The sequence below is a fragment of the Streptomyces sp. NPDC030838 genome, assembly GCF_055572035.1.
Genome location: NZ_JBVIED010000001.1, coordinates 283583 through 297652 on the forward strand (window position 1 = coordinate 283583; position 14070 = coordinate 297652).

Sequence of the window (14070 nt, forward strand, 5' to 3'; positions counted from 1 at the left end):
CACAGGATACGTAACCGCGGGTCGCCTCCCGGCGCCTGTCACTACCCTTGTCTCCTCACCGCACGGTATGCACGGGGGCGCGATGGCGACGCGGCGCAATCAGGTCGACGATCTCGTGGTCGTGGTCCCGGGAATCATGGGCAGCCGGCTGGCGGACGCGGACGGCAGGGAGGTGTGGGGGCCGTCGGGCGAGGCGCTGTTACAAGGCATCAGGACCTTCGGCGGCTCCCTGAAGGGGCTCGCTCTCCCGCGCGGGGTGCTGGACGGTCATCCGGGGGACGGCGTACGGCCGGTGGGCGTGATGCGCGATGTCCACGGCCTGCCGGGGCTCGCACCGCTCGTCGAGGGCTACACGGACCTGCTGGAGTGGCTGGAGGGGCACTTCACCCTGCGGCGCCGCACCCCCGGCGACGACGCTCCGGCGAACCTCGTCCCCTTCCCCTACGACTGGCGGCTGTCCTGCCGCCACAACGCCGCGCGGCTCGGCGAGCGGGTGGCGGAGGAGCTGGACCGGTGGCGGGCGGCGGGGCACCCGGAGGCCAAGGTCGTCTTCATCTGCCACTCGATGGGCGGCCTGGTGGCCCGGCAGTACGTCGAGCAGGGCGGCGGAGCGGAGATCACCCGCCGGGTCATCACCCTGGGGACGCCCTACCGGGGGTCCCTTGACGCGCTGCTGTACCTGGTCAACGGGTTACGGCTGAACGAGCTGCGGCGCGGGGCCGGGCGGCTGATCCGGCTGGACCTGTCCGGTTTCGCGCGCAGCCTGCCGTCGCTGCACCAGCTGACGCCGGACTACGCGTGCCTGGAGGGCGTGCCCGGGCAGACCGGTTTGCGATACGCGCGTGAGGTGACCGGGCTGCCGGGGGTGGACGAGGAGCTGCTGGCGGACGCGGGGCGGTTCCACGAGGTGCTGCGGGAGTCCCGTACGGGGGCGGCGTACGGGGTGGAGTACGTAGCGGTGAGCGGCGTTCTGCAGCCGACGCCGACCACGGCGGTGGTGGACGGTGCGGGCCGGAGGCTGGCGGAGTTGCTCACCATCGAGGGCGTGGACGAGGGCGGCGACGGGCGGGTCCCCCGGCTGTCCAGCGCGCACGTGGGGTGGGGGCGGCCCGCGTACACGCCGTGGGAGCAGCATGGCTCGCTGCAGAACAATCCGGCGGTGCGGTGGGCGTTGTGGGGCTGGCTGGCGGGGGAGCCGCCGTTCCATCGGGCTCCGCAGGAGATCGGTGCGGCGGCCTTGGGGGTGAGCGTGCCGGAGGTGCTGGCCGAAGGCGAGGCCTGCGAGGTCTCCGTCTCGTCGCAGGGGCACGAGGAGCTGGCCGTCGCGGTGGCGGTGGGGGACGGCGGGCCGGGACGGACCCTGCGGAACCTGGGCGGCGGGCGGTACGTGACCGTGCTGAGGGGGCTGCCCGCCGGGGCGCATCGGGTGCGGGTGTGGGCGAGGCACGCGCCTGAGTCGGTGGTGACGGCGTTGGTGCTGGTCGTGGCGCGTGGAGGGGAGTCCTGACGTGACGACGGAGACTCCCGATCGGCCCGGGCCCAGGGCGACGGCGTTGTGCGTGGTCTGCGAGTCGTACGCCGACGAGGGCACGTTTGCCCGGCTGGTGGGGGCGCGTGCGCAGATGGAGGAGATCGCCGGGCGCCTGGAGGAGCTGGGGTTCGAGGTCCGGGTGGTGGGCGGCGGGGATCCGGGACGGGAGCAGTTCGACCAGGCGGTCGAGGAGTGGAGCGAGGGGTGGCGGCGGGAGGGCGGGCGGAGACCGGCGCTGGTGCTGTGGTCCGGGCACGGGGTGCTGGTGGAGCAGGAGCTGCGGCTCGCTCTCAGTGATCTGGTGCCGGGGGATCATCCCGGTACGCGGACGGCACGGATACGGAGGCAGGGTGTCTCCGTCGAGGAACTGGTCGACTACGCGGTGTCCTCGGAGGCGGATCAGATCCTTGTGCTCGTCGACGCCTGTTACTCGGGCGACGGGGCCGCCCAGAGCGTTCAGACCGCGCTCACCCACTGGTCGGAGGTGAGCCTGCCGCCCGGCCGTACGAAGTGGCTGGGGTTCATGGCGAGTTGTCAGCGCAACGAGACGTCGGCGGCCGAGGGTCCGCTCTTCCGGGCGCTGGCGCGGGTGCTCCGGGAGGGCCCGAAGACCGACGAGTACCTGTCCGCGTGGAGCGCGCACAACGAACTCGTCACCGGCGCCGATCTGCTGGCCGCCCTGCCCACCCGATGGGACGAGGACGGCCAGCGACCGGTCCGCGCGGCGGTGGGCGACGAGGGCCGCGCCTTCCCCAACCCGCTCGCCAAGCCCGGCGCCCCGCCCGCCCTCGTCGAGCACCTGGTCCTCGCGGCACGTGGGGTCGGGCACCGGGAGGAGGGCTGGTTCTTCACGGGGCGGCGACGGGTGCTCGGGCAGATCATCGGGTGGATGGACGAGGGCAGGCCCGGGTTGTTCCTCGTGACGGGGCCCGCCGGGAGCGGCAAGTCGGCGGTACTGGGGCGTATCGCGACGCTCGCGGATCCCGAACAGCGGGAGGAGGCGGAGCATCAGGGCTCGCTGCGGGAGGGAGACCCTGATCCGGGCGTGCGGGACCGTCAGTCCTTCGCGGCGGTCCATCTACGAGGGCTCGACGCGCTCCAGGCGGCGGGCGAGCTGGCGGGGCGGCTGGGGCTTCGCGAACCGAGGAACGTCGACGACTTCCGGGCCGAGCTGCACGAGCTGCACGAGCTGCCGGTGATCGTGCTCGACGGTCTCGACGAGGTGCCGGCGGAGCACACGCAGGCCGTCATCGAGCAGCTCGTCTTTCCGCTGAGCCGGATGACACCGGTCCTGGTCGGCTCCAGGAAGCGGCCCTTCCGCAGCAAGCTGGAGGAGGGCGAGTCCCTGCCGGACGCCCTGGTGCGGCATGTCGGGGCGAGCGTCGTCACGGTGGATCTGGAGGACGAGCCGGACACCCGGCAGGACATCGCGGGGTATGTGCGCAGGCGGTGCGAGGCGGCCGGCGTCGACGGGGACGAGGTCGCCTGGGCCCTGGCGAGCCGGGCCACGGAGCAGAACGGGGGGTTCCTCTTCGCCCGGCTGGTGACCGGCTTCCTCATCTCGGAGATCCGGAGCCGGGGTGACGAGGAGAGCATCGACAGCGGTGAGCTGGTGGCCCGGCTGCCGGACTCCGTGGAGGCCGCCTTCGAGGAGGACCTGCGGTCCGGGCCGACCCGGGTACGCGGGGACGGCACCGTCCTCGCCTCGGCGGCCCGCGACCTGCTGACCGCTCTGGCGTGGGCGGCGGGGCGCGGCATGCCGGCCGGCGGGGTGTGGGAGACGGTCGCCTCGGCCCTCGGGGGCCGCCCCGCCGGCGTCGGTTACGACGAGGGTGACGTGGACTGGGTGCTGGCCACGTACGGCCGGTACATCGTCGAGGACAGCGAGGGCTCCCAGGCCGTGTACCGGCTGTATCACCGGGAGTTCGTCACCCATCTGCGAAGGCGTGAAGGGGCCGCCGCCGGGGAGGTGGTGCTGCGGGCGATCGTTCGGCTTCTCAGGCAGCAGGCGACCGTGGGGGACTGGGGGGCGGTCGATCCTTACGTGCGAAAGTGGCTGGCCACCCATGCGGGGTGGGCCGGGGGGCCTGGGCCGGGCATCGACGTCCTGCGTGAACTGGTCGCGTGGGATCGGGAGACCACGCTGCCTCATCTCGCGAACACGCTTCTGAACTGTGCGTTCGACCTGTCGCGGAGCGGCAGGCGTGACGTGGCGCTGGAGTTCTCGCGTGAGGGCGCCGAGATCTACTCAGGGCTCGCGGAGGGCGCTCCTTCCACCTACCTCCCCGACTTGGCCAGAGCTCTCAACGACGTGGCCAACCATCTGGCGAAGGCAGGGGACCGACAGGCCGCCCTCGAACCCGCCCAGGAGGCCGTCCGCATCTACACCGGCCTCGTCGAGACCGACCCCACCGCCTACCGCCCCAGCCTCGCCACGGCACTGAGCACTCTTGCGAACCGCCTGTCCGAGACCGGGGACCAGGAAGCCGCCCTCGAACCCGCCCGCACAGCCGTCCGCATCCGCCGGGCGCTCGCCGACGCCGATCCCACCGCCCACCTCCCCGGCCTCGCCCGCGCCCTCAACAACCTCGCCATTCACCTCTCCGAGGCCGGGGAGCAACAGGCCGCCCTCGAACCCGCCCGCGAAGCCATCCGCATCTATACGCGCCTCGTCGGCACCAGCCCCGGCACGCATCTCCCCGACCTCGCCGACGCCCTCGACACCCTCTCCAGCCGCCTGGCGGAGACCGGGGCCCCGGAAGCCGCCCTCGAACCCGCCCGCACAGCCGTCCTTATGCGCCGCGCGCTCGCGGATGCCAGCCCCGCGGCCCACCTCCCCGACCTCGCCAGCTCACTCAACAACCTCGCCGTCCGCCTGGCGGAGACCGGAAGCCCACAGGCGGCCCTCGAACCCACCCAAGAAGCCGTCCGCATCCTCACCGGCCTCGCCGACGCCCATCCGGCCGCTCACCTCCCCGACCTCGCCGGCTCACTCAGCAACCTCGCCAACCGGTTGGCGGAGACCGGAGCCCGGCAGGCGGCCCTCGAACCCGCCCAGGAAGCCGTCCGCATCTATACGAACCTCGCCGACGCTCACCCTGCGGCTTACCTCCCCGGCCTCGGCGGAGCTCTGACCAACCTCGCCAACCAGTTGGCGGAGACCGGAGCCTGGCAAGCGGCCCTCGAACCCGCCCAGGAAGCCGTCCGCATCCGCCGCACACTCGCCAACGCCCACCCCACCGCACATCTCCCCACCCTCGCCCGCGCCCTCAACAACCTCGCCGTCCATCTGTCCGAGGCCGGAGACCGACAGGCTGCCCTCGAAGCCGCCCAGGAAGCCGTTCGCATCCACCGCACACTCGCCGACGCCCACCCCGCCGCGCACCGCCTCGACCTCGCCACGGCCCTCAGCACCTTGTCCACCCGCTTGGCAGAGACCGGAGACGCCGAGGCCGCCCTCGAACTCACCCAGGAAGCCATCCGCATCCACACCGAGCTCGCCGACGCCAACCCCGCCGCCCACCTTCCTCGCCTCGCCGGCAGCCTCACCAACCTCGCCAACCACCTGGCAGGAACCGGAGATCGGCAAGCCGCTCTGGAGCCTGCAGGCGAAGCCGTCCGCATCTACACCGGCCTCGTCGACACCCAGCCCGACGCCCACCTCCCCGGCCTCGCCAGGGCCCTGCACAACCTCGCCGTGCATCGGTCCGAGGCCGGGGACCCGCAGGCCGCACTCGAACCGAGCCAGGAAGCCGTGCGCATCCGACGCACCCTCGCGGACGCCGCCCCCGCCACCCACCTCCCCCGGCTCGCCGACAGCCTCACCAACCTCGCCACCCACCTGGCGGAGACCGGAGACCGACACGCCGCCCTCGAAGCCGCCCACGAAGCCGTCCGCATCCACACCGGTCTGGTCGACACCCACCCCGACGCCCACCTCGTCAGCCTCTGGCATTCCCTCGACACGCTCGCCGGCCACCTGGCCGAAGCCGGCCAGGAATCAGCGGCCGCCCAGGCCTACACCGACGCCGCCACCCGCCTCGCCCAGCACCACCCCGCCGCCGCACGCACCATCAGGTACACACTCGCCGCCTTCCAGCTCAACCGACCCGCTCCCACCTCCGAAGCCGGTCTGCGCGGGTTGGTCCGCCTGCTCCGGCACGGATCCGAGCGGCTCGATCAGGTCAACTTGTGGGCCCGTCAAGACCTGCGCTCCTGCGCGCGCGAGACCCCGCAGAACCTGGACGTGCTGGAGCGGATCTGGATCCAGGAGACCGGCGCACCTCCCCCGGAGTGGCTCTCCTTGTCCGAAGAGACCGAGGCATTGGTCGTGGCATGGATAGACACCCCCACATGGGAGGAGAGCCGGGCGTTCTGGACGGACCACGCCGATGTCCTGACGTCGGAAGCGGCCTCGACCGCGCTGGAGGAACTCGCGTTCGTCACTCCCGTCGCCGAGCAGCACCAGGACATCCGGCAGCGGATCCTGTCCGAGGGAGCCACCCCCGTCTTCCACGAGCTGGCCTTGCACGACCTGCTCGCGGACTGGCTGGCATGCGAGACATGGGGTGCGTCGCAGCGTTTCCTGGAGGAGAGCAAGGAACTCCTCCTCGACGGGTCCGCCGAGGACATGCTCCTGGGAATCGATCCCCGCTCTCCCCGCACGGCCGTCCACGCGGCCGTCCTGTACATCGCGCGAAACAACGAGATCGACACCGCCTACCGCTGTGTCCTGGACCTCGACGCCCTCCGGGAGCTGGTCCTCCAGGCCGTACACGAAGGCGATGCCGACGCACTCCGGCACACGGCAGCCATCGAGGGTGCCGTCTTCGACGACGAGCCGTCCCGCGTCGCCCACGCCCAGGCCGCCGCCCTGCTCAGCGGCGACACCGAAGCTCTCGACCCGGACGCCCTCGCCACCGCGGCCGCCGACGCCGACCCGGCCACCCGTAGCCGCCTCACCTCCGAACTGGCCACCCTCAGCAGCCACCACGGCGGGCAGCACATGGCGCACTGGATGCGGCTGGTCCAGGCCCTCAACCAAACGCCGTAGGCATAGAGGAACGGCCGGGCCCCGCACCACGGGACCCGGCGGTTTCTCATGCCTCATGGGTCACACGCCCGCCGGCTCCCGCACCTCCCCCGACTCCGCCTTCACGCCCCGCTTCGCCGCCCGCTTCTTCGCCCGCCGCTCCTTCCGGAGTTCGAGCATCGCGTACAGCGTCGGAACCAGCAGCAGGGTCAGCATCGTCGACGTGACCAGGCCGCCGATCACGACCACCGCCAGCGGCTGGGCGATGAAGCCGCCCTCGCCGGTGATGCCGAGGGCCATCGGCAGGAGGGCGAAGATGGTCGCCAGGGCCGTCATCAGGATCGGCCGCAGACGGTGGCGGCCGCCCTCGATGACCGCCTCCACGACGCCGTAGCCCTGACGCCGGTACTGGTTGATCAGGTCGATCAACACGATCGCGTTCGTGACCACGATGCCGATCAGCATCAGCATGCCGATCATCGCGGGTACGCCCATCGGCGTGCCGGTGGCGACCAGCAGGCCGATCGCGCCCGTGGCCGCGAACGGGATCGAGACCAGCAGGATCAGCGGCTGGGCCAGCGAGCGGAAGGTGGCGACCAGCAGCATGAAGACGATCGCGATGGCCGCCAGCATGGCCAGGCCCAGGTTGGCGAAGGCCTCGTCCTGGTCCTCGGAGACGCCGCCGATCTCGGCGGTGGCGCCCGCCGGGAGGGACAGGGAGTCGATCTTCGACTGGAGGTCGGCGCTCACGGCGCCGGTGTTGTCACCCGTCGGCTTGGCGGTGATCGTCGCCGCGCGCTGGCCGTCGATGCGGGTCATGGAGACCGGGCCGTCGACCAGCCGCACGTCCGCGATGTCGCCGAGCTTCACCGGCCCCAGGGGGAGCTTCTCCAGCTGCGCCATCGTTTCCGCGGGGCGCGCCGAGCGGATGACGACGTCGCGCTCCGTGTCGTCCAGGGTGGCCTGGGCGGCGGTGGTGCCGCGGACCGCCTGGGCGACGGCCGCGCCGAGGGTCTGGTCGGTGAAGCCGGCCGCGGCGGCCTTCTCGTTGGCCTTGACCGAGATCCGCGGGACGCTCTGGGAGAGGTCGCTGGTGACGTCGGTGACGTCGTCCAGACCGGCCACCGCCTCGCGGACCTGCTCCGCGGCCTCGCGCAGCACCTTCGCGTCGGCCGCCTTCACCACCACGCTCAGGTCCTGGCTGCCGAAGCCGTCACCGGCGGCGATCGTCGTCGTGCCGATGCCGTCCAGCTTCGCCAGGCCCTGCTCGATGCGGTGCTCGACGTCCTCGTACGACGCCGAGTCCTCCAGCATCACCGAGTACGACGCCTGGTTGCTGTCGGTGCCGCCGCCGAAGGCCGCCATGAAGCCGGAGGAGCCGACGGTGACCTGGTAGTCCTTGACACCCTCGACGCCGTCGAGCATCTTCTCGATCTTCTTCGCCTGGGCGTCGGTCGCCGCGAGGCTGGTCCCGGGCTTCAGCTCCTGCTTGACGGTGAGGACCTCCTGCTCGCCCTGGTCGAAGAAGTTGGTCTTCAGGAGCGGGGCCATGCCGAACGTGCCGATCAACACGACGACCGCGATGGCCACGCTGGTCAGGCGGCGGCGGGTGGCGAAGCGCAGGACCGGGACGTAGAAGCGCTGCAGGCGGCTCCTCGACTCCTTCTCCTCCGCCAGGCGGCGGGCCTCGTCGGCGTCGTCCGGGGTGCCCTTCGGGGGGCGCAGGAACCAGTACGACAGGACCGGGACGACCGTCAGGGAGACCAGCAGCGACGCCAGCAGGGCCGCCGTCACCGTCAGCGAGAACGAGCCGAACAGCTCGCCCACCATGCCGCCGACCAGGCCGATCGGCAGGAACACGGCGACCGTGGTCAGCGTGGAGGACGTCACCGCGCCGGCCACCTCGCGGACCGCCTTGAGGATCGCCTCCTGGCGCTCCTCGCCGTAGCCGAGGTGCCGCTTGATGTTCTCCAGGACGACGATCGAGTCGTCGACGACGCGGCCGATGGCGATGGTCAGCGCGCCGAGTGTGAGGACGTTGAGGGACAGGTCGCGGGTCCACAGGACGATCAGGGCCAGGACCACCGACAGGGGGATCGAGACCGCCGTCACCAGCGTGGAGCGGATCGACGCCAGGAAGACGAGGATGACGAGGACAGCGAAGAGAAGGCCCAGGGCGCCCTCCGTCGTCAGGCCCTCGATGGACTTCGACACCGCCGGGCCCTGGTCGCTGACGACCGTGATCGTGGCGCCGGAGCCCAGGTCGGCGCGCATCTCGGGCAGCTTGTCGCGGACCGCGTCGGAGATGGCGACCGCGCTGCCGTCGCGGTCCATGGTGACCATCACGGCGAGGCTGGCCTCGCCGTTGGTGCGGGTGAGGGAGTCGGCGCGGGCCGGCTCCTGCGCGACCTCGGCCACGTCACCCAGGCGGACCGGCTTCTTCGCCGAAGCGCCCTCCCCCGTGACCATGAGGTCCTCGATCTGCTTCAGGGACGTGAAGCCGCCGCCGACCTGCACGGTGCGGTTGGCGCCGTCCTCGTCGAAGGAGCCGGCCGGGACGGTCGCGCCGCCCGCCTGGAGCGCCTGGGCGAGGGTCTGGGTGGTCAGGCCCGCCCTGGCCAGCTTCCTGTCGTCCGGCGTGACGGTGACCTGGAGGTCCCGTACGCCGTCCACGGTGACCTGGCCCACGCCGTCGATGTCCTTGAGGTCCGGGACGACCGTCTTGTCGAGCTGGTCGGCGAGGGCCTGCTGGTCGCGGTCGGAGGTGACCGCGAGCACGACGGTCGGGATGTCGTCGGTGGAACCGGCGACGACCTGCGGGTCGACGTCGTCCGGGAGCTGGACGCGGGCCCGGTTGACGGCCTGCTGGACGTTGGCGACCAGCTGGTCGGTGTCATTGCCGTAGTCGAAGGACGCCATGATCACGGCGTTGCCCTCGCCGGCGGTGGAGGTGACGCCGGTGATGCCGTCGACCGCCTCCAGGTTGTTCTCGATCGGTTCGACGACCTGCTTCTCGACCACGTCCGGGGACGCTCCCTGGTACGGCGCGATCACCGACACCATGGGCAGTTCGATGGTGGGCAGCAGCTGCTGCTTGAGCTGCGGGATCGCGATCGCCCCGAAGGCGAGCGCGATGATCGACATCAGCCCTATCAGGGCCCGTTGCGCGAGGCTGAATCTGGACAGCCAGGACATGGGTCAGCGTCTCTCTTCCGTGGCCTGAGCGGAGCAGTGGGCGCATGCGAGCGCCCACCCCACCACCCTGGTCCATCGCGGACGGCCCGGCCGTCGCCCCCAGGTCCATTTCCTTATACGGCGCATACTGCGGGTGGAGTAGCGCCGTGCGGCGGTCAGTCCACCCTTGGACGTACCAGCCCGGACTCGTACGCGATCACCACCAGCTGGGCCCGGTCGCGGGCGCCCAGCTTGGACATGGCCCGGTTGACGTGGGTCTTCACGGTCAGCGGGCTGACCTGGAGGCGTTCGGCGATCTCGTCGTTGGAGTGGCCGCCGGCGACCTGGACGAGCACCTCGCGCTCGCGGACGGTGAGCGTGTCCAGCCGGTCGGAGCGGGCCGGGTCCCGGTCGCCGTCCGCGCCGTCGCCGCCCTGGGCGAGGAAGCGGGCGATCAGGCCCTTGGTGGCAGCCGGGGACAGCAGGGCCTCGCCGCCGGCCGCGACCCGGATGGCGTTCAGCAGCTCCTCCGGCTCGCTCCCCTTGCCGAGGAAGCCGGAGGCGCCGGCCCGCAGGGACTGCACCACGTAGTCGTCGACCTCGAAGGTCGTCAGGATGACGATCCGGACGTGCGCGAGCGCCGGGTCGGCGGTGATCAGGCGGGTGGCGGCGAGCCCGTCGGTGCCGGGCATCCGGATGTCCATCAGGACGACGTCGGGCCGCTGTTCCTTCGCCAGCCGCACCGCCTCCGCGCCGTCGGAGGCCTCGCCGACCACCTCCATGTCGGGCTCGGAGTCGACCAGCACGCGGAAGGCGCTGCGCAGCAGGGCCTGGTCGTCGGCGAGCAGGACACGGATGGTCATACGGGCTCCCCCTGGGCGGTGGTCATACGGGCGGCTCCACCTGGGCGGTGGTCATACGGGCGGCTCCCCTTGGGCGGTGGTCATCCGGGCTTCCTCGGCGGTGGTCATCCGGGCTGCCCCTCCGCGCCGGTGCGGTTCTCGACCGGCAGGATCGCATGGACGCGGAAGCCGCCGCCGTAGCGGGGACCGGTGGTGAGGGTGCCGCGCAGCGCGGTGACGCGTTCCCGCATGCCGAGCAGGCCGTGGCCGCCGCGCTCCGGCGGCGGGTGCTCGCCGGTGCCGTCGTCGAGGACGGTGATCTCGATGTGCGGTCCCACGCGCACCACGCTGACCTCGGCCTTCGCCTCCGTCCCGGCGTGTTTCTGGACGTTGGTGAGGGCTTCCTGGATGACCCGGTAGGCGGCGAGGTCGACGGCGGCGGGCAGGGTGATGCCGTGGTCGGCGCGGGCGACCTCGACCCGCAGGCCGGCGTTGCGGAAGGTGCCGACGAGTTCGTCCAGACGGTCCAGGCCGGGGGCGGGCTCGGTGGGGGCCTCCGGGTCGCCGGACTGGCGGAGCAGGCCGACGGTGGCGCGCAGCTCGTTGAGGGCGGAGCGGCTGGCCTCGCGGACGTGACCGAGGGCCTCCTTGGCCTGGTCGGGGCGCTTGTCCATGACGTGGGCCGCGACGCCGGCCTGCACGTTGACCAGGGCGATGTGGTGGGCGACGACGTCGTGCAGATCGCGGGCGATCCGGAGGCGTTCCTCGGCGACCCGGCGGCGGGCCTCCTCCTCGCGGGTGCGTTCGGCGCGCTCGGCGCGCTCGCGGATGGCCTGCACGAAGGCGCGGCGGCTGCGCACGGCGTCGCCGGCGGTGGCGCCGATGCCGGTCCAGGCGAAGATCGCCAGGTTCTCCTGGGCGTACCAGGGCAGGGGGCCGGCGAACATGGCGGCGCCGGTCAGCACGGTCATGGTGAGCAGGCCGACGCGCCAGGTGGTGGGGCGGTCGGTGGTGGAGGCGACGGTGTAGAGGGCGATCACGGCGGACATCGCGACGGGGGCGCGGGGGTCGCCGGTGACGGACTCGACGAGGGAGAGGCCGCCGGTGAAGGCGAGGACCGTGCCGGGGGCGCGGCGGCGGAACACCAGGGCGGCGGCGCCGAGGGCCATCAGAAGCAGGCTGAGCGCGTCGGGGGTGCGCAGGCCCCAGGTGACGCCGTTCTTGCCGTGCGGGTCCACGAAGGATCCGGCCACCATGCAGACCAGCACTCCCGCGGCCAGCGCCGCGTCCAGCGCCATGGGATGGGCCTTGAGTCGGCGCCGGGCGCGCTCCAGAGTGCTCACGGTGCTCCACGGTAGCCCGGCGTGACCGTGCCCCGACCGGGGCGGTCGCCCCGGACCCTGGGGAGGCGTGCGGTCAGTCGGGGATGAGGCCGCCGTCGGAGAGGAGTTCGCGGACCTCGTCCAGGGTCGCGTCGGGGGACGGCAGGATGAGCTGGGAGGGTTCGAGGGACTCGTCGGGGAGGGGCGTGCCCAGTTCCCGGACCCGGGTCAGGAGGGACTGCAGGGTGCGGCGGAAGCCGGGGCCGTCGCCCTGTTCCATCTCGGCCAGCAGCTCGTCGTCCAGCTTGTTCAGCTCGGCGAGGTGGCTGTCGGCCAGCTCCACCTGCCCCTCCCCCATGATCCGTACGATCATGTCGCCCTCCTCGGCGTGGGCCCCTACTGCTTGTCGAACCTCGGGGTGTCCTGCGGCTGCTGCTGGGGCTGCTGCTGCCCGGTGCCGCCCTCGATGGCCTGCTGACCACCGGACGTGCCGCCGGCCAGCTCCGCCTTCATGCGCTGAAGCTCCAGCTCTACATCCGTACCACCGGAGAGCCGGTCCAGCTCGGCCTGGATGTCGTCCTTGGCCATGCCGGTGGGGTCGTCCAGGGCACCGGAGGCGAGCAGTTCGTCGATGGCGCCCGCGCGGGCCTGGAGCTGGGCCGTCTTGTCCTCGGCGCGCTGGATGGCCAGGCCGACGTCGCCCATCTCCTCGGAGATGCCGGTGAACGCCTCGCCGATCCGGGTCTGCGCCTGGGCCGCGGTGTAGGTCGCCTTGATCGTCTCCTTCTTCGTACGGAAGGCGTCGACCTTGGCCTGGAGCCGCTGGGCCGCCAGGGTGAGCTTCTCCTCCTCGCCCTGGAGCGTCGCGTGCTGGGTCTCCAGGTCGGTGACCTGCTGCTGGAGCGCGGCGCGGCGGGAGAGCGCCTCGCGGGCCAGGTCCTCGCGGCCCAGCGCGAGCGCCTTGCGGCCCTGGTCCTCCAGCTTGGTGGACTGCTGCTGCAGCTGGTTGAGCTGGAGTTCCAAGCGCTTGCGGGACGTGGCGACGTCCGCGACACCGCGGCGCACCTTCTGGAGCAGCTCCAGCTGCTTCTGGTACGAGTAATCGAGGGTCTCGCGCGGGTCCTCGGCCCGGTCAAGGGCCTTGTTCGCCTTCGCGCGGAAGATCATCCCCATACGCTTCATGACACCGCTCATGGGCTTCGCGCGCCCCCTTCTGACGGACTCCAGCTCCAGCTCTGCGACAGAACCCACAGTACGGGCCCTGCTTCCATTACCGCACTGTTCGGGGACGGATGCGCTCATCCCCAAGGACGACTGAGGACGGGCCCGCTCCGGCGTGAGGAGTAGGTGATCCCCGGGTACGCCCCGAGTGCCCACCAGGGTCACCGGGCGTACGCATCGTCCCCTCTGTCCCTTTACAGACGTCTGGTGTTGCCGGATCGTTCCCCGTGGGGCTGGGGTCCAACCCCGGGACCCCGTACCCTTGGGTTTTGTGTTCCGTAGCCGTGCCAAGGAAGAGAAGGCCACCGACGCCGACAAGGCGCAGGTGAGCATCTCCAAGCAGCCCCGTGACCCGCAGGCCCCCAAGGGCCGTCCCACGCCCAAGCGCAGCGAGGCCCAGTCGCAGCGCCGCAGCGTGGCCAATACGTCGATGACGCGCAAGGACGCCGCCAAGCGTGCGCGCGAGGAGCGTCGTGCCGCCCTGGAGCGGCAGCGCCAGGCGCTGGCCGGCGGTGACGAGCGGTATCTCCCGGCCCGCGACAAGGGCCCGGTCCGCCGCTTCGCGCGCGACTTCATCGACTCGCGGTTCAACATCGCGGAGTTCTTCCTGCCGATGGCCGTGGTCATCCTCGTGCTGAGCATGGTGCGGGTGGCCGCGCTGCAGAACATTGCGCTGCTGCTGTGGCTCGTGGTGATCGTCCTGATCGTGCTGGACTCGTTCGTCACCGGCTTCCGTCTGAAGAAGCGGCTCGCCGAGCGCTTCCCCGACGACAACAAGCGCGGCGCCGTCGCCTACGCCCTGATGCGCTCCCTCCAGATGCGCCGGCTCCGGCTGCCGAAGCCGCAGGTGAAGCGCGGGGAGCGACCCTGAGCGCTGCGTCGTTCACCGGGGGTGCGGCCGACGCCTGGCTCAGCAAGGTGGGCGGTCTGCGTGATGTCGTACGACAG

Annotated in this window: 8 protein-coding genes; 3 read left to right on the forward strand and 5 right to left on the reverse strand. The window is 71.8% G+C overall.

Annotated elements, in window-relative coordinates:
* Window positions 1-82 precede the first annotated feature (82 nt).
* Together ACZ42A_RS01285 and ACZ42A_RS01290 are read left to right on the forward strand one after the other, a co-directional pair.
* A complete protein-coding gene (locus ACZ42A_RS01285; protein ID WP_468525044.1) occupies window positions 83-1507 on the forward strand; it encodes an alpha/beta hydrolase in 1425 nt (474 codons plus the stop codon).
* Between the two features lies 1 nt (window position 1508).
* Window positions 1509-6584 (forward strand): tetratricopeptide repeat protein, encoded by a 5076-nt coding sequence (locus ACZ42A_RS01290; RefSeq protein ID WP_468525045.1) that lies wholly within the window; start codon window positions 1509-1511, stop codon window positions 6582-6584.
* Between the two features lie 60 nt (window positions 6585-6644).
* Here ACZ42A_RS01290 and ACZ42A_RS01295 read toward each other — a convergent pair whose 3' ends face one another.
* The 5 genes from ACZ42A_RS01295 to ACZ42A_RS01315 all read right to left on the reverse strand — a co-directional run bounded on the left by ACZ42A_RS01295 (window position 6645) and on the right by ACZ42A_RS01315 (window position 13068).
* Window positions 6645-9758 (reverse strand): efflux RND transporter permease subunit, encoded by a 3114-nt coding sequence (locus ACZ42A_RS01295; protein WP_468525046.1) that lies wholly within the window; start codon window positions 9756-9758, stop codon window positions 6645-6647.
* Between the two features lie 155 nt (window positions 9759-9913).
* A complete protein-coding gene (locus tag ACZ42A_RS01300) occupies window positions 9914-10600 on the reverse strand; it encodes a response regulator (RefSeq protein ID WP_468525047.1) in 687 nt (228 codons plus the stop codon).
* Between the two features lie 104 nt (window positions 10601-10704).
* A complete protein-coding gene (locus tag ACZ42A_RS01305; RefSeq protein ID WP_468525048.1) occupies window positions 10705-11922 on the reverse strand; it encodes a sensor histidine kinase in 1218 nt (405 codons plus the stop codon).
* Window positions 11923-11995: 73 nt separating this feature from the next.
* Entirely contained in the window at window positions 11996-12274 is a 279-nt protein-coding gene (gene pspAA, locus ACZ42A_RS01310; protein WP_468525049.1) for a PspA-associated protein PspAA, read from the reverse strand.
* Between the two features lie 23 nt (window positions 12275-12297).
* Window positions 12298-13068, reverse strand: coding sequence for a PspA/IM30 family protein (locus ACZ42A_RS01315; protein ID WP_318275384.1), 771 nt, complete (start codon window positions 13066-13068; stop codon window positions 12298-12300).
* Between the two features lie 325 nt (window positions 13069-13393).
* Between ACZ42A_RS01315 and ACZ42A_RS01320 the strand changes: the two genes are divergently transcribed.
* Window positions 13394-13993: a DUF3043 domain-containing protein gene (locus tag ACZ42A_RS01320; RefSeq protein WP_468525050.1), complete on the forward strand. Its 600-nt coding sequence runs from the start codon at window positions 13394-13396 to the stop codon at window positions 13991-13993.
* Window positions 13994-14070: the final 77 nt, after the last annotated feature.

What these genes read in the sequence shown, in the direction of transcription:
- ACZ42A_RS01295 (WP_468525046.1), bottom strand. Translation starts at nt 9,758, where the DNA reads ATGTCCTGGCTGTCCAGATTCAGCCTCGCGCAACGGGCCCTGATAGGG.
- ACZ42A_RS01285 (WP_468525044.1), top strand. Translation starts at nt 83, where the DNA reads ATGGCGACGCGGCGCAATCAGGTCGACGATCTCGTGGTCGTGGTCCCG.
- ACZ42A_RS01300 (WP_468525047.1), bottom strand. Translation starts at nt 10,600, where the DNA reads ATGACCATCCGTGTCCTGCTCGCCGACGACCAGGCCCTGCTGCGCAGC.
- pspAA (WP_468525049.1), bottom strand. Translation starts at nt 12,274, where the DNA reads ATGATCGTACGGATCATGGGGGAGGGGCAGGTGGAGCTGGCCGACAGC.
- ACZ42A_RS01315 (WP_318275384.1), bottom strand. Translation starts at nt 13,068, where the DNA reads ATGATCTTCCGCGCGAAGGCGAACAAGGCCCTTGACCGGGCCGAGGAC.